Source organism: Nitrospira sp., assembly GCA_037045225.1.
Lineage (GTDB): Bacteria > Nitrospirota > Nitrospiria > Nitrospirales > Nitrospiraceae > Nitrospira_A.
Map to the genome: position 1 here is coordinate 2,955,932 of JBAOHZ010000009.1, position 15,031 is coordinate 2,970,962.

13 protein-coding genes are annotated in these 15,031 nt (G+C 60.4%); 9 read left to right on the forward strand and 4 right to left on the reverse strand.

Annotated elements, in window-relative coordinates:
* The first annotated feature begins 10 nt into the window (after window positions 1-10).
* Window positions 11-1,504: a CPBP family intramembrane glutamic endopeptidase gene (locus V9G17_14680; protein ID MEI2753845.1), complete on the forward strand. Its 1,494-nt coding sequence runs from the start codon at window positions 11-13 to the stop codon at window positions 1,502-1,504.
* Window positions 1,505-1,523: 19 nt separating this feature from the next.
* Here the strand turns inward: V9G17_14680 and V9G17_14685 are convergent, their stop codons facing one another.
* Window positions 1,524-2,342 carry a hypothetical protein gene (locus tag V9G17_14685; GenBank protein ID MEI2753846.1) on the reverse strand — a complete coding sequence of 273 codons (819 nt, stop codon included), beginning with the start codon at window positions 2,340-2,342 and terminating at the stop codon, window positions 1,524-1,526.
* 101 nt (window positions 2,343-2,443) lie between these two features.
* Between V9G17_14685 and V9G17_14690 the strand changes: the two genes are divergently transcribed.
* From V9G17_14690 to V9G17_14710, 5 genes are all read left to right on the forward strand, one after another.
* Complete coding sequence (locus V9G17_14690) at window positions 2,444-3,589, forward strand: sensor histidine kinase (GenBank protein ID MEI2753847.1); 1,146 nt, start codon at window positions 2,444-2,446, stop codon at window positions 3,587-3,589.
* Entirely contained in the window at window positions 3,586-4,230 is a 645-nt protein-coding gene (locus tag V9G17_14695; protein MEI2753848.1) for a response regulator transcription factor, read from the forward strand. Before V9G17_14690 ends, V9G17_14695 begins: the two co-directional genes overlap by 4 nt.
* Before the next feature lie 160 nt (window positions 4,231-4,390).
* On the forward strand, window positions 4,391-4,822 hold the full coding sequence (locus V9G17_14700) for a response regulator transcription factor (protein MEI2753849.1): 432 nt from the start codon (window positions 4,391-4,393) through the stop codon (window positions 4,820-4,822).
* Window positions 4,823-4,871: 49 nt separating this feature from the next.
* Entirely contained in the window at window positions 4,872-5,075 is a 204-nt protein-coding gene (locus V9G17_14705) for a hypothetical protein (GenBank protein ID MEI2753850.1), read from the forward strand.
* A gap of 213 nt (window positions 5,076-5,288) precedes the next feature.
* Window positions 5,289-9,668, forward strand: a complete 4,380-nt coding sequence (locus V9G17_14710; GenBank protein MEI2753851.1) for a DEAD/DEAH box helicase — start codon at window positions 5,289-5,291, stop codon at window positions 9,666-9,668.
* Between the two features lie 28 nt (window positions 9,669-9,696).
* On the opposite strand, the gene V9G17_14715 is transcribed toward V9G17_14710, so the two are convergent.
* Both V9G17_14715 and V9G17_14720 read right to left on the reverse strand, forming a co-directional pair.
* Window positions 9,697-10,542 carry a universal stress protein gene (locus tag V9G17_14715; GenBank protein MEI2753852.1) on the reverse strand — a complete coding sequence of 282 codons (846 nt, stop codon included), beginning with the start codon at window positions 10,540-10,542 and terminating at the stop codon, window positions 9,697-9,699.
* 54 nt (window positions 10,543-10,596) lie between these two features.
* Window positions 10,597-10,992, reverse strand: a complete 396-nt coding sequence (locus tag V9G17_14720; protein ID MEI2753853.1) for a DUF3015 family protein — start codon at window positions 10,990-10,992, stop codon at window positions 10,597-10,599.
* A 259-nt stretch (window positions 10,993-11,251) separates the two neighbouring features.
* Here V9G17_14720 and V9G17_14725 point away from each other — a divergent pair, with 259 nt between their 5' ends.
* Window positions 11,252-11,692 carry a DUF3617 family protein gene (locus tag V9G17_14725; GenBank protein MEI2753854.1) on the forward strand — a complete coding sequence of 147 codons (441 nt, stop codon included), beginning with the start codon at window positions 11,252-11,254 and terminating at the stop codon, window positions 11,690-11,692.
* An 88-nt stretch (window positions 11,693-11,780) separates the two neighbouring features.
* Here V9G17_14725 and V9G17_14730 read toward each other — a convergent pair whose 3' ends face one another.
* Window positions 11,781-14,075, reverse strand: a complete 2,295-nt coding sequence (locus V9G17_14730) for a DUF2330 domain-containing protein (GenBank protein MEI2753855.1) — start codon at window positions 14,073-14,075, stop codon at window positions 11,781-11,783.
* A gap of 253 nt (window positions 14,076-14,328) precedes the next feature.
* Here V9G17_14730 and V9G17_14735 point away from each other — a divergent pair, with 253 nt between their 5' ends.
* Both V9G17_14735 and V9G17_14740 read left to right on the forward strand, forming a co-directional pair.
* Window positions 14,329-14,691, forward strand: coding sequence for a hypothetical protein (locus tag V9G17_14735; protein ID MEI2753856.1), 363 nt, complete (start codon window positions 14,329-14,331; stop codon window positions 14,689-14,691).
* A gap of 39 nt (window positions 14,692-14,730) precedes the next feature.
* Complete coding sequence (locus tag V9G17_14740; protein ID MEI2753857.1) at window positions 14,731-14,991, forward strand: hypothetical protein; 261 nt, start codon at window positions 14,731-14,733, stop codon at window positions 14,989-14,991.
* The last annotated feature ends 40 nt before the right edge of the window (window positions 14,992-15,031 follow it).

Here is a 15,031-nt window from a genome sequence, read left to right on the forward strand (position 1 = left end):
GGAGGGACCTGTGGACGCAGACGAATCAACCGGAACGCCCTCGCCATCGGCTGTGCCTCCGGTGCCCTGCGTCGGGGCGCCTCCACCGCCCCATGCCTACGATCCTCGCTTCTCCCGTGCCATCACCTGGTTGTCGGCGGTCGTCCTCAGTGCCTCGATCTCCGTGGTCGCCTGGTTATCGTTTGATGTCCCTCGGGTTGATCGGGTCCCGGATGCCGAACGCGCGCTCAGTCACATGGTCGGGCGTTTGATGGATCAGGAAGACGGGCTCAAAACCCTGCCGATTTGGGAACAGTTTCTCTACGAAGCGACGATGGGAAGCGGCGCGAATGATCGTGAACAGGCCATCGAATGGTATCGCGAACTGGCCGAAGAATCGCCCACCCCTGCGGTCGAGCTACACCTGGCGATCCTGGAGGGAGAGTCCGGGCACCTTCCGGCCGTGGAGCAGGCAGTTGCACGCTGGCTGCTTCAGACTGAACCGTACCCCGCCTATGCCGAGCTGCTACGGGCCGGATACCTGGAGGGACGTGTGTCTCCCAGCGTTGGGTTTGAATTGCAAGCCTACCTGGCGGAGCAGCCTGTTTCCGGCTGGTTTTACAGCCGCCTGGCCACTCGAATCGCTGAACGAGCGGGAGACCGTCCGTTATTGGCGACGATCGACACGTCGTCACAGCAACGGGTGGAAGGGTTGCTGTGGCGCTCCCGGGCGTTTGCTCTGCTCGAATTGACACTCATGATCGTCGGCCTGCTCGTCCTGCTGCTGTGGGTGCGACGAGGAAAGGGCGAGGCGATGTTTCGCGTGGGCTCCGCGGAACTTCCACCGCTGTGGGCCGGTCGGCTGGGCGCGGGGGTGCTCCTGCGTGGTGGAGCCGTGGGCGCATTGCTGACCGTGGCGTTTCTCTATGTCGCAAGCGACTTCCCATCGTTGCGGGTCGTGGCCGTACCGCTATCGAACCTTCCCCTGCTGGCGTTGGCCTACTACCATCTGCTCCGGCCCCAGCGGCAGACGTTCTGGCATGGATTCGGTCTGCGTATCGAGCCGCGCCACATGGGCCAATTGGGGTTGGCTGTGCTGGCGGTTGTGGCGGCCGGACTCGTTGGTGAATGGGTGTTGGGCAGGATCGCCGAGCCGTTGAATTTGATTAGTCATTGGACGGAGTGGTTCGATGCGGATCTGGTGTGGGGGGCCCCATCGACCCTGGTCGTCAGCTTGATAGAGTATGTGGTGTTTGCGCCGGTTTTTGAGGAACTGGCCTTTCGCGGCCTGTTGTTTGGCGTATTCCGGCGCCGGTTTCAGTGGGGTGTGGCGGCCATGCTGAGCGCGGCGTTGTTTGCGCTTGCCCATGGGTATGGGCTGATTGGATTTCTCAGCGTCTTCTGGAGTGGGCTCATTTGGGCCTGGGCTTATGAGCGGACCGGTAGTCTCTGGCCGGGGATGATCGGGCACGCCATCAACAATCTGCTGGTCTGTTTGAGTGTCATGGCCTTGTTGCGGGCCTGAGCGGCTGGATCTCGGAGGTTTACAGCCTGATCGGCGGTTGTCTGTCCGCTTCAATCGACTGGAGTGCGTGATAGAATTCCGGGTGCCGAAGCGTATAGCCCAAGTGGGTGAGGATTTTGTGATTCCGAATACGTTTGCCTGATTCGTTGCGGTCTGCCTGTCGAGGACTCACAACCCCCCATCTGCCGGAGACTTCCGCACAAATATCCGCCCATCGGCGTGGATGACCATCACTCACATTGTAGGTCTCTCCGGCCTGGCCTCGTTGCAGCGCCAGGAGACAGAGATGCGCCAGATCTTCGACATGGATCAGGTTGACGAACTTCTTGGTCGGACCGACACGTCCTTGCCGGATCCACTCCACCGGATTGCGGTTTGGGCCATAGATGCCGGCCACCCGGAGAATCATCGCCCCGTGATGTGTGCGGAGGTATTCTTCGCCTTGCACGCGCGGGAGCTTGTTGTTGATGGGCTGTGCTTCATCGATCCAGGGCGGAAGGTCATCAACCGGCGCCCCCTCCTTGTCATACGCAGAGGTGCTGCCCAGGACTACCAGCCGTCCGGAAGGGCCGCCACGATGCTGAGCCAATGCCTGTATCTGCTCAAGTGGTGTGGCAGGAAAGGTCCAGATCAGGTCTGCGTCGGGAGGGAGTGCGGACCAGGTGCTTGGATCTTCCAGGTCGAATCGGATGCGTCTCGATGGGTCGACATCGCGCAGGTGACGCTCCGGGGCACGGCTGCTGGCCAGGATGGGTAAGGACTGTTGCAGGGCGAGTGTGTAGATCCAGTGGCCGGTGTACCCGGAGCCGAGAATCACGAGGGGGCGTGCGGTGGTCATCGGCGCATCATACCTGAACGGGTCATTGGTTTGCTGAGGTCGACCTCGGCCTATTCTGGTTCTGGTCTCCGGCCAGCGGGGCATGCTAAGATCCTGCCCCTATGGCATCCTTCAGCGTCAGCCAGCAGGAGGAGGGGGGGGAATCGAACAGACTATTGGTCGATGACCCGTCGCAGCGGCGACAACGTCTCATGGTTGGAGCGGCGTGCCTGCTGGCCTGCTTCTTTTTCGTCTTGGATCTCCTGCTACCGCTCGGGGTGGCGAGTGCGGTGTTGTACTGCGCAGTTGTGTTTCTCTCCGCAGCCAGTCAGCATCGATGGGTGCCGATCGCCGCAGCGATGCTCTGTTCCCTGTTAACGATCATCGCGGCGCCGTTCAGCCCGCGTGTCCCCGGCCTTCCCTCATGGTTTGAGTGGGGCAATCATCTGTTCAGTCTGTTCGGCATCTGGGCGCCGGTCATGTTTATCTATCAGCGCCGGCGCACGGAGTTATTGCTGACAGAGGTCAATGAGCGGCTGGAACAGGGCGTGGAAGCACGGACGGCGGACCTACACGCCAGCCGGTTGGCGCTCGAACGTAGTGAAGAACAGTTGCACACACTCACCGGCCGGATTCTGACGGCACAAGAAGAAGAACGTCGCCGGATCGCTCAGGATTTGCATGATGATGTCAATCAGCGGCTGGCCTTGCTCATGCTGGATTTGCAGGCAGTCGACCGGCAAATCGGCCCTGCCCCGGGCGATGCACAGGCGGGCCTCCACAACGCCCTGAAGGGGCTGGAGGAGCTGTCGGACGATGTACGGTTTATGGCCTATCGATTCCATCCCTCCATTCTGGATGACCTGGGGCTGAAGGCGGCATTGCAGCGTTTGTTGGACGACTTTTCGAGTCGTACGGGAGTCAAAACGTTGTTTGTCCATCAACCGATCGACCACCAACTGGACAAGACCACCTCAACCGCACTGTACCGGGTGGTTCAGGAGAGCTTGTCGAATATTGCGCGACATGCAAAGGCTGCTCGCGTGGAAGTGGAAGTGACGGTCGAAGACGAGGGGGTGGTCGTGGTGGTACGCGATGACGGCAGGGGGTTCGATCAATTGACGATCGACAGGGCCGAAGGGGGCTTAGGGCTCTTGAACATGCGGGAGCGGCTGTTAGCGGTGCATGGATTCTGTGAGGTGGAATCCCATCCGGGACGAGGGACCACGGTGTCGATGTATGTGCCGTTGGTGCGGGTGGCAACATGACCCTGCCACGCGTACTGTTGGCCGATGATCACACCCTCGTGCTGGAAGGGTTTCGCCGGTTGCTGGACGACCAGTGTGAATTGGTCGGCACCGTCGGGGACGGGCGTGCGTTGTTGGACGCCATACCGGAGTTGAAGCCGGATATTGTGATTCTCGATATCTCGATGCCGGTTCTGAACGGGATCGATGCCGCCCGCGTCTTGAAGGTCAAATTTCCTCACATCAAAGTGGTGTTTATCACCATGCACGCCGATCCGGCCTACGTACGGGCGGCGTTCGAGGCCGGGGCCTCCGCCTATCTCCTCAAGCGCTGCGTGGGCGACGAATTAGGGCAGGCGATACGGGCTGTGCGGAGCGGGAACTTCTATGTGACACCGCTGGTGACGAAAGAGGTCGTTGAAAGTATGTTGCGCGGGATCGACGGCGGGGCGCCGTCGGGCCCCGAACTGACGACTCGCCAGCGCGAGGTCCTGCAATTGCTCGCTGAAGGCCATACGGTAAAGGATATTGCGGGCACGCTCAAGATCTCCCCGCGTACGGTTGAGTTTCATAAGGGACAGATTATGGAACAGCTGAATCTGCACACCACGGTCGAACTCGTCAAATATGCCTTAGCTCAGGGATTGACCAGCCAGTCCTAGCCATTCTGTTTCACTGCCGTCGTGTCGACGCCCATCCCTGAACTACCAGTCGTAATGCAGGTATTTTTTTTCGATGATGCCTCGAGTTGTTACGCGTGTGGTTTTTCCTTCACTTGCCTAGTATACCCATTCCACTTTCTAAGCAGTGACGCGTAGGAATATGAGAAAGAAAACATTACGCCCCCGTGTGCTCATCGGCGATTCATCGCAGGCCATGCTGGCCTTTTTGGAGATTCTCCTGGAACCTCAATTCGAGGTGGTGTCTTCCGAAACAGAAGCAGAAGCCATTGTATTGACAGCGAAAAAGCTTGCGCCGGAATTGGTCATTCTGGACTTCTCCCTCTCGTTTCTCGAAGGGCTTGGGGCTGCTCGGCAGCTGTATGAGACGATGCCAGATATCAAGATCATATTTTTCTCGCTCCATGAAGATCCGGTGTATGTCGCGGCCGCCTTCGAGGCGGGAGCGATGGGGTATTTGGTCAAGCATCTCACGGTCGATCTTGGACACTATCTGAATCGGGTGCTGCAAGGCGAACGAGTCTGTTGTCCGGATGATTTGCAGCAGCGGCCGTCTCGATCAAAAGACATCTGACCCGTCACCTTCCGGCGAGAAGGAGGATTTCCGCAAAAGGAGACCGACGATGGTGCGAGTCGTACCGATGTGTGAGATGTGCCGCCGGGTTCGCGATGAGGGTGCTTCGACCTTTGGGGCGAACAGTTGGATCGATTTTCCAAGCTACCTGGCGCGGCATGTCGTGCCACCCTCGCAGGTGCGGTTTTCAAGGGACTACTGCAGCGAGTGCCGGCTCTCCTACGACATTCTCAAAACCTACGGAGAGCAATAGCGCGACCCCGATGTCTTGAAGCCCTCCATCTGAACTGTCCGGTGAGCATCATCGGTTGCGTCGCATCCCGCCATTCCTGATCGTTCCGGGTTTTCTTTTCTGAGCAACTCCGTTTGTTGCCCCTCCACCGTCTGCGTTCCGGCTCCGTAATCCGTATCGACAACAGGCTGCACGATGTGTTGCCGTTTCCTGTTGTGCTACGATGATTTTCTGATGTCTATCCTGCCGTTTCATCCCATCATCACCGAGTGGTTCACGACCCGATTCGCCTCTGCGACAAATGTCCAGATGCAGGCCTGGCCTGCGATTCAATCCGGGCGTGACGTGCTGATCTCAGCGCCCACTGGGTCGGGGAAGACCCTCGCGGCCTTTCTATCCTGCATCGATACCCTGTTTCAGCGGGCGGTGCGTTGTGAGCTGCAGGATGAGACGCACGTGCTGTATGTTTCGCCCCTGAAAGCGCTCAGCAACGATGTGCAGAAAAATTTGCAACAGCCGCTCAGCGAGATTGGGCAGGCCGCGTTGTCCGCCGGATTGTTGCTGCCGGAGCTGCGGGTGGTCGTGCGGACCGGCGACACGCCCATGACCGAGCGGCAACAGATGCTTCGGCGTCCGCCGCATATTCTGATTACAACTCCCGAATCGCTGTTCATCCTGCTGACGGCCGAAAAAAGCCGAGCCATGCTGAAGACCGTGCGCACGGTCATCGTGGATGAAATTCATGCCGTGGCTCCCAATAAACGGGGGGCGCATTTGGCCCTGTCCCTGGAGCGGATGGCGGCGCTCACCGGCGCGGGAGTGCAACGCATCGGCCTGTCGGCCACGCAGCGACCTATCGAAGCCGTGGCCGAGTTTTTGGTGGGAAATGGAGGCCGGTCAAGCCTGAAACGTGAAGCGTCTCTCGCGGGAGACGGGACGATCGACGACATGCGAACAACGAACGACGTGATGATCATCGACGTGGGGCATCGCCGCGATATGGATCTGGCGGTTGAAGTGCCGAAGGATGAACTCGGGGCCGTCGCGACGAATGCGATCTGGAGCGATGTGTATGATCGTGTCGCCGCGCTGGTCGAAGCGCACCGTTCTACCCTCGTATTTGTGAATACGCGACGGCTGGCCGAGCGGGTCTCGCATTATTTGGAGGAGCGTCTGCGGCATCTCGGCGAAGGGGTGGTCGCGGCGCATCACGGCAGTCTGTCGCGGCAGATTCGCCTATCGGCGGAGGATCGTTTGAAAACCGGGAGGGTGCGAGTGGTGGTGGCGACGGCCTCGTTGGAACTCGGGATCGACGTCGGCACGGTCGATCTCGTGTGCCAGATCGGGTCCCCCCGTTCGATTGCCACGGGCCTCCAGCGCATCGGTCGGGCCGGTCATTGGATTCATGCCATTCCCAAAGGACGTCTTTTTGCCACCACGCGTGACGAATTGATCGAGTGCGCCGCGTTGATCCGGGCGATCAGGGCGGGAGTGCTGGACCGTATCGAGATCCCGCCTGCGCCGCTGGACGTCTTGGCGCAACAGATCGTGGCTGCCGCGGCGACCCAATCGTGGGACGAGACGGAGCTCTACGACCTGTGCCTCCGCGCAATGCCTTACCGCGATCTGGATCGGCCGATGTTCGATGCGGTGGTCACAATGCTCGCCGATGGATACGTGACCAGTCGGGGCCGGGGGCGGGCGTATCTCCATCACGATCGTATCAATCATCACATTCGAGGCCGTCGCGGCGCTCGCCTGGCGGCCATCACCTCAGGCGGTGCGATTCCCGACACGGCCAATTATGCGGTGATTGCCGAGCCGGATGGCACGGTGGTGGGGTCGGTCGATGAGGATTTCGCGGTCGAGAGTTTGGCTGGAGACATTATTCTCCTGGGCAACACATCCTGGCGGATCAAAGGCGTGGAGACCGGCAAGATGCGGGTCGAGGATGCGCAGGGCGCTCCGCCGACGATTCCGTTCTGGCGCGGGGAGGCGCCGGCACGTACGGCGGAACTGTCTGCGGAAGTCGCCAGACTCAGGGCGGATATCGATCAACGGCTCGGCGCCGACCAGTCGCTCTCCGCTGCTGTTTCGCCGCCGGTGCAGTGGCTGAAGCAGGAATGTGGCCTCGATCAACGGGGTGCGCAACAGGCGGTTGAATATCTCTTGGCGGGCAAGGCGGTGCTGGGGATCGTCCCGACCCAGCAGACGATTGTGGCGGAGCGATTTTTCGACGAAAGCGGCGGGATGCAGCTGGTCATCCATGCTCCGTTCGGCGGGCGCGTCAATCGGGCCTGGGGATTGGCATTGCGGAAGCGGTTTTGTGTGACGTTCGACTTCGAGTTGCAGGCCGCTGCGACGGATGAAGGCATCGTCCTGTCGTTGGGGGAGAAGCACAGTTTTCCGCTTGATACGGTGTTTGCGTTTCTGAACGTCAACACCTTGCGCGAGGTGCTGACGCAGGCGGTCCTGCAAGCGCCGATGTTCATGACGCGGTGGCGGTGGAATGCCTCCCGGGCCCTCGCGTTACTCCGGTTTGTCGGAGGGAAGCGGGTGGCGCCGCAGATTCAACGGATGCGTGCCGAAGATCTCCTCGCGGCGGTGTTTCCCGATGCGATCGCCTGTCAGGATAATTTCCAGGGAGCGCGAACGGTCCGGCAAATTCCGAACCACCCGTTGGCGCAAGAAACCATTCGCGATTGTCTGACGGAGGCGATGGATGTCGACGGCTTGATGGCCGTGCTGCAGAAGATCGAACAGGGCGTAATCACGTGTGTGGCGGTCGATACGCCGATGCCGTCGGCCTTTTGTCACGAAATTTTGAATGCCAATCCGTATGCCTTTCTCGACGATGCCCCGTTGGAGGAACGCCGGGCCCGGGCGGTGGACATGCGGCGTAGTTTGCCCCCTGAGCTGGCAGGCGAACTGGGCGCATTGGATCAATCGGCTATCGACCAGGTGATCGAAGAGTCCTGGCCGGTGGTGCGGGACGCGGAGGAATTCCACGACGCACTGTTGTCTCTGGGCTGGGTACCCTGTGAGCGCATGCCTGGTTGGGATCTGCTGGTGCCGACGCTGGCGGCGGCCGGTCGTGTCGTCACCCTCTGGCAGGGCGAGACGAAGCTGGGGTGGCTGGCAGCGGAATATCGTCACTACGCAGGCCTCCTGTTTCCTGAGGCGCGAATCGATCCGGCGACCGGTTCGGTCGGAGTGGCAGAAGCGGTCGAACTGGAAGAGGTGTTGAACCGTGTGGTTTTGGGATGGATGGAGAGTATCGGGCCGACCACGGCCATGGACCTGTCACGGACGTTGCACCTATCCGAGTCGGACATACAGGCCACGTTTGTGCGACTCGAATCTCAGGGCCATCTGCTCCGAGGCCGGTTTTTGCCTCAGGCGTCACGCACGACGGGCGACGTTGTTGAGTGGTGCCATCGCCGTCTGCTCGCCCGGATTCACCGGTTGACGATCGGGCGGTTGCGCAAGGAAATCGAACCGGTCACGGCCGCCGAGTTCATGCGATTCCTGTTTCAGTGGCAACATGCGGCGCCGGGCGTACGGTTGCATGGCGAGGCCGGACTCCTGGAAGTCGTCACGCAACTCGGCGGGTTTGAGGCCGCTGCATCGGCCTGGGAATCCCAGATCCTCCGGGTCCGCATGGCCAAGTATCAACCTGAATGGCTTGATCGACTGTGTTTGAGTGGGGCCCTGATGTGGGGTCGCCTCACGCCGCATCCCCGCTTGATGCAGGAGTTGAATCCTGTGCCGGGTCGTCGCGTGATTCCGACGCGCGTCGCGCCGGTGAGTCTCTTTGCGCGCGAAGACGGGCCGGTCTTGTTGGCGGCGGCCGGTGAGGAGCTAGCGCATCTGGATCTGTCCGCACGCTTGAGCGCATCGGCGCAGGCTGTTCGACGGTGTCTGCAGGAGCGGGGTGCGAGCTTTTTCAGCGAACTGTTGCACGGGAGCCGATTGCTGGCTTCCGAAGTGGAAGATGGCTTGTGGGAACTCGTCGCGGCGGGTCTGGTGACCGCGGACGGATTTGACAACCTGCGTGCGCTGATCGATCCGAAACGGCGCCGTGCCGAAGCCTCCGATCGAAGCCGGCGGCCGCGTCATGTCGGCGGCCGGTGGTCGCTCTTGAGATCACGCGAGGGCTGTCAGCCGCCGTCTGCCAGCCCGACGGAGCTTGTGGCGCGCCGATTATTGCAACGGTATGGGGTGGTGTTTCGGGACCTCTTGGGGCGCGAGTCGATAGTGTCGTCGTGGCGCGATCTGCTGGTTTGTTACCGGCGGCTCGAATTGACCGGAGAGGTTCGTGGGGGCCGGTTTGTGACTGGGTTTACGGGCGAGCAGTTCGCCTTGCCTGGTGCGCTCGAAGCACTTCGTGCGCTCAAAAAACGGCCGGGCGCGACGGCGCAGCAGGAGATCAAGTTGTCCGCCGCCGATCCGCTGAATCTCGCAGGGCTGATTCTGCCGGGGACTCGCATTGCGGCGGTGCCATCCAACTTCGTGGTCTTTCGCGACGGCATGGTGGTACGCACGGTGACGGGGCGTGAGACGAACGACCGGCCCCTGTCGCCGGTTCTCGAGGTCGGTCGTGTCGGCGGATAGCAACGGGCCGCGGGGAGTGTGATTCGGATCACACCAGTTTGGCTGGAATCGCGAGCAGTGGACAGCGCGCGCCGCGGAGCACGCGTTCCGTGGTGCTGCCGCGCAACATGTCGAGCAAGCTGTCCTGTCCCTTCGTCGCCATCACAATCAAATCCACATCGAATTCTTCGCCGGCCGCCAGAATCCATTCGACCGGGTCGCCTTTTCCGAAGAGCTGATGCCAGGACCAGCCCGCTTTTTGCGGCATGTTCAGCGCGGTCACGTCCGGCTCCTTGCCCGCATGGACCAGTGTCAGCGAAACGGCCGGACTGTTCAGTTGTGAGATCAGCGTGCAGGCGGCATCGATGGCCGGCTGGGAAGGCGGTTGGAGGGACATCGGTATGAGCAGGCGTTGGAGTGTGGTCTGGCCGGTTTCACGGTCGACAAACCCTTCCACGTGCGAGGGGACGAACAACGTCTTCATATGCATTTCACGCGAGACCGGTGCTGCGAGCGTCTGATGCACCCAGCGGGCAAACCCCTCGTGTTGGTGTGTGGCTAGGACCATGAGGTCGGTCGGCGACGACGTCAGATGATGGATGATGGCCTGCTTGGCATCGGCTGCCAGGGCTCGTACCTTCCGGATCCTGATCCCGAGTGTGGTCACATCGCTCTTGGAGCTGGATTCCGGGAGCAGCCCCCATTGTGCCAGTGTCGGGCGGATACGTGGAAAATCTTCGAATCCCTCCGGCGAGACGGCCGGGTCCACATGCATGATGGTCAACTCGGCATGAAACATCAGTGCCAGCTTGAGGGCATGGATAAATGCCACCTGACTATCCTGCGAAAAATCTGTGGGGTGAAAAATGCGATGAATCGTGAGCGGAGCCGTCATGTCGATGTCACACTCCTGTGAGGGGCCGTAGGGGGGCCGTGAGGGTTGCTGCGGTCATCGTGTCGGTGATTGCAGGTTGTTCAGCAAGTCGGCGGGGGAGGCCTGTTGAGACTGGCTCCACCGGTTATAGGCGTCCTGCGCGTGTGGCTGAAATGCGGAGGCTTCGACGGTGCCGGTGAGGTGGGCCAAGGAGACCAGGTACTCGCCTTGGCCACGAGCCGCGTCGGCTTCCAGATTGTCCGCGTTATAGGCCGCGAAGGCCGCCGTTTTGTGTTCGGGTTTCAGTAGGCCGTCTTCATTCCACCAGATACGGCCCGAGGTCGTCCCGGTGAGATTGGAGGTGGAGTCAGTGGTCTCTTTGAAAGTCGCTTTGAAGGAGCATGCCGAGAGTAGCAGGAGGAGAGACAGCCCGCCGAATGCGGCGACGATCGGACGATGATTGGCAATCATGCGTGTACTCCTTGGATGAGGCCACCGGCACGGATGTGATGATGCCGACTATACCATAGTGGCGGCCAAATTGAGCCAGGAGAGCCGCTGGATTCGATGCGGTCCGGCGGCGCCTGCGTGGAACGTGACCGTTGACAATAATGCAGAGCATGAGCACAATCTTGAAGGCCTTGATGGGGCAGAACTTCGGGCGAGGCGGTCTGGGGGATCACATAGACCCAGAGGCCGGCGCACCCCGGTACGATGAGGAGGCTTGAAAATGAAGACGTGTGTTGTGCAGTTTGGGCTTATCGGTGTGATCCTGTGGGGGGCGCCGGTGTGGGCGGAATCGGTTCCTTTGAAACCAGGCGAATATCACGTGACTGCGGTGACGGATGCCAGCAACGGGGAGGCGGGCAAACCGGACAGCCGCACTCGCTGTGTGAAGGAAGAACATCTCGCCAATCCGGATGCGGTGTTTAACTACTACGCCGTGAATGGGTTTCAGCCCAACCCGTCGAACAAGGTGCTGAATGTGTCGATCCAAGGCGGGAAAGTCAGTTATGACATCGAAGGTGTCTATGCGGTCACCCGCGTGGAGGGGACGGTGTCTCCCACCGGTTTTTCCGTGGTACGCAAAGCCACGCCCAAGGGTGATCATGCCTTGTCAGTGACGATGAAAGTCGATGCAAAACGAACCGGGGATTGTCCCGGCAAGTGATGCGGTTCAGGTCGCGCGTGGACTCTTTGCTATGTCTGTTGATGCGGAGGCCGGGTTGTCCCGGCCTCCTGCCTGTCGCCCTCTCCTGCTAGTTCGTCCACAAGCGCTGATACCACTTCTTTCCTTCGCCGGGCGTCAGCGAGGCGATGTTCATCGTTTTGCGGATGTCACCGATGTTCCAGCCTGTCAGGGAGGCCAGCGTCTGCGCTTCCCGCTCATACCGCTCCCGCAGTTGTTGGCGGTACGCCGTGGCGGCGGCGCATTCATCGGTTCCGGTCCAGGGATGACGCAGGATGTAGCGTGCCTGGAAGTTGCCGCGATCCGAGGTTTCCTGGAACATCAGGTCTTCAGGGAAGTGCGCGGCATCGTAGCGAACGTGTAATCGGGTGAGGAACACGTTCTGCGCCATCGGTATGCTTTTGCCCATCCGTCCGTTGTTGTCCTGCCAGAACACACCCAAGCCGCGCAGTTCTTCCGCAGAGAGTGGATTGGCCGCGCAGGGGTCGCACCAGTTCATGTCCCAGGCATACTCCATGAAAACGCCGCGCTCACTTTCCCGTTTCACCTGTTGCGTGAACAGGTCGCGATAGAAGTCTCCGAACTTGTCTTTCACGTAGAGCGGAATTTCCTGTGCCTCAGGGAGTCGCACCGTCCGATAGTTTGTCGTTTCCACCCGGCCCTGCTTCGTCAGGAAATAGATAAACAGTTCCTGGGCGCCGTCGGCATTCACCGTGCCGAGCCGGATCGGCAGGATGAACTTCGGTGACTCAAAGGCGATCTGGAGCGGCCGGAGGTGCGTCAAGCCGAGTTTCGTCTGCTCGCCCAGGTTCACTCTCGCCACAAAGAATTTCATGTCCTGTTTCAGGTAGCTGTGCAGAACCGCCGAGGCTCCGTTCGGGATGCGGTAGCCGTTCTCGACCAGCCAGGTTTCGAGGCCGTGACTTTCTTTGGCCGAGAGGATCAGGATGTCGTACTCGCCGACCGTGTACTGCGCCTCGACCGTCACGCCCAACGCGATGTCGCGCTGGCGGGCCGGCGCTGCAGCCGGGGCCATGCTCTTCATCGCATCCATACTCCGGCGCTCCATCAATTCGTAGCGTAGGCAGGGATTCTTATCGAAGTATTCCACCAGTCTCGGAGCCGAATAGTCGGCCAGATGTTTCAGCATTGCCGGATCCCCGACGTGGATTTGCTCTTTCTCCAGGACCGTCGGCACCGGCACCACCAGCGCAAACTCCTTCACGTCGCCCTTAAAGTCATTCGCCATGGTGATCACGGTCTTATTGTCGTGGCGTGCGATGGCTACTTCGGAGGCCTTGTTGAAGAGTTTGGTGTCGGCCTTGCCGACGTAGAAACCGCAAAAGGCCGAGGCCTCGCCGCTCCATGCGAGCAGGCCTAGGGTGAATAATAGTGACGAAATGATGGTCTGTCTCATGAGGACCTCCTTGGTTGGTGACACGATTGGGACGGGAACAGGTCGATGATGCGTCACAGCTGGCGGTTGGCCGGGGATGCGCGGCGAGGCGGATACGGCTGCGCTACTGCGTGATGGTGTCGCCCAGACATAACGAAGGTCGGGAAGCAGGTGGTCGAGCAGGGGCACAAGCGGCGTGCAGATGATCAACCCCCACAGCGGCCCATTCGGCTGAAACAATCCGAACTGGACGTAGAGCGCGGCGAGGGCGACGCAGAGCGCATAGACAATCCGGCCGGTGCGGGAGTCCGGTGTGGTCTTCGGGTCCGAGATCATGAAGAAGGTGAAGATGAGCAGGGCGCCACTTTCGAGCTGATGCCATGGAATGGTCAGTGGATCGCCTAGCCGGAGGGCGCGCGCGATCAAGAGGCCGACGTAGAACGTGAGAAACGCGAGCGTCACATCTGCCCGTGCGGCGCGCGTGACGACAAGGCTGCCGAGGCAGGCGATGAGAAAACCGAACCAGGCGACCTGTCCCCACTGCCCCGGCGAGATCCAGCCGAGACCTGTGGCGATCATGACGGCAAGGGCGAGATTCGTTGGATTGAAGAGGTGCTTGTCATTCCAACGAAAGACGAACTTGCTGCCGATGGCAATGAGCGAAGCCAATGCTGCGATGGCGAGGTGATCGGTGCGGAGGAGCAGGCAGAGCGACAAGGAAGAAATGAAGGCGCTCTTGGGATCGAAACATGGAAGTTTGGCAAGGCGTGTTCCGAGATATTGCGTGAACAACGCCGTGCCGATGGTGACGACGATCTGCCAGAGTGAGATGTCGAAATGCAGCCAGAAGAGGCCATATGTCAGCAAGGCTCCCAGGCTGGCGATCTGATACAGGCGGGGGTCGTGCCAGTTCGCTGCGTGCTCGTTCGCTGATGGGTTCGAGTGGGATGTGCCCTGCGCTTGCGCCATGATGTCCTCCGTTCACAGGAGGATATGGGGCGAAGGGAGGAATCCTTTCACGTTGAAAAGCATTGTGTAAGTGCTTGAATCATAACGGAGGGCACGGCCTGTCCGTGGCCGACCAATTGAAAGGTCTCGGTTGACGAAAAGCGAGCTGCTTAGAATTCGCCATGATGCGATGGGGAGCGGCGGCTGCGGGATACATCGATGCCTGCTATGCGCCTCATCCCATCACTGCAGTCTCTCCGGTATAATCCGTCCCATGCTTGAGCTACTCCTCGTTCTCGGGAGTCTGGTGGTGATCGGCCTGATCGGCTTGCTGACGGTTGTGCTCACCCCGCCCCTGATGGTTGAGTTGGGCCTCTGGGGATTGGCGATCGGTTTGCTCATCGGCATCCCGACCGGCTGGTGGTACCACGTCGTCCTCTATCGGACATTGGCGGCACGTATCGGGCTTCCATCCCGTTGGTGGTACCGGCCGGTCGAGCTGCATCCGCTCTTGACGCCGAGTGAATATCAGGAGGTATGGCCCTGGTTTGTGGGGGGTGCGCTGGGGTTTTTTCTCTGCCTCGCCGGAGGTGTGGCCGCGATTGCCGGCATGTTGGTGATGCGCTTCTATCCGTAATGCACCGGTTGAGGTCCTGGTTTCTTCCGGCTGTCATCTATGAAGATCACGCCTGCAAATCGTGCCAAGGCCGGGGCGGTGTATACGCAGTACAAACAGCCCTTTCTGACCACGATTCCTGGCGCACAGTCCAAAGAGTTGCTCATTCGCGACGGAGACGTGCAGGTGTGGCATGGATTTGATTCGCGCGCTCACTCGGAGCAGTACCTCACGAGTTCACGGTGCAGTCTTGATGTAATCGGCGCGTTGAAGCCGTATCTCGCGGCGGACCCGGAGATCAGGATCTATGACGCGCAGTAGGTTGCACCGATGTCTGCAGCCCCGCGTGGCCCGACGGCAT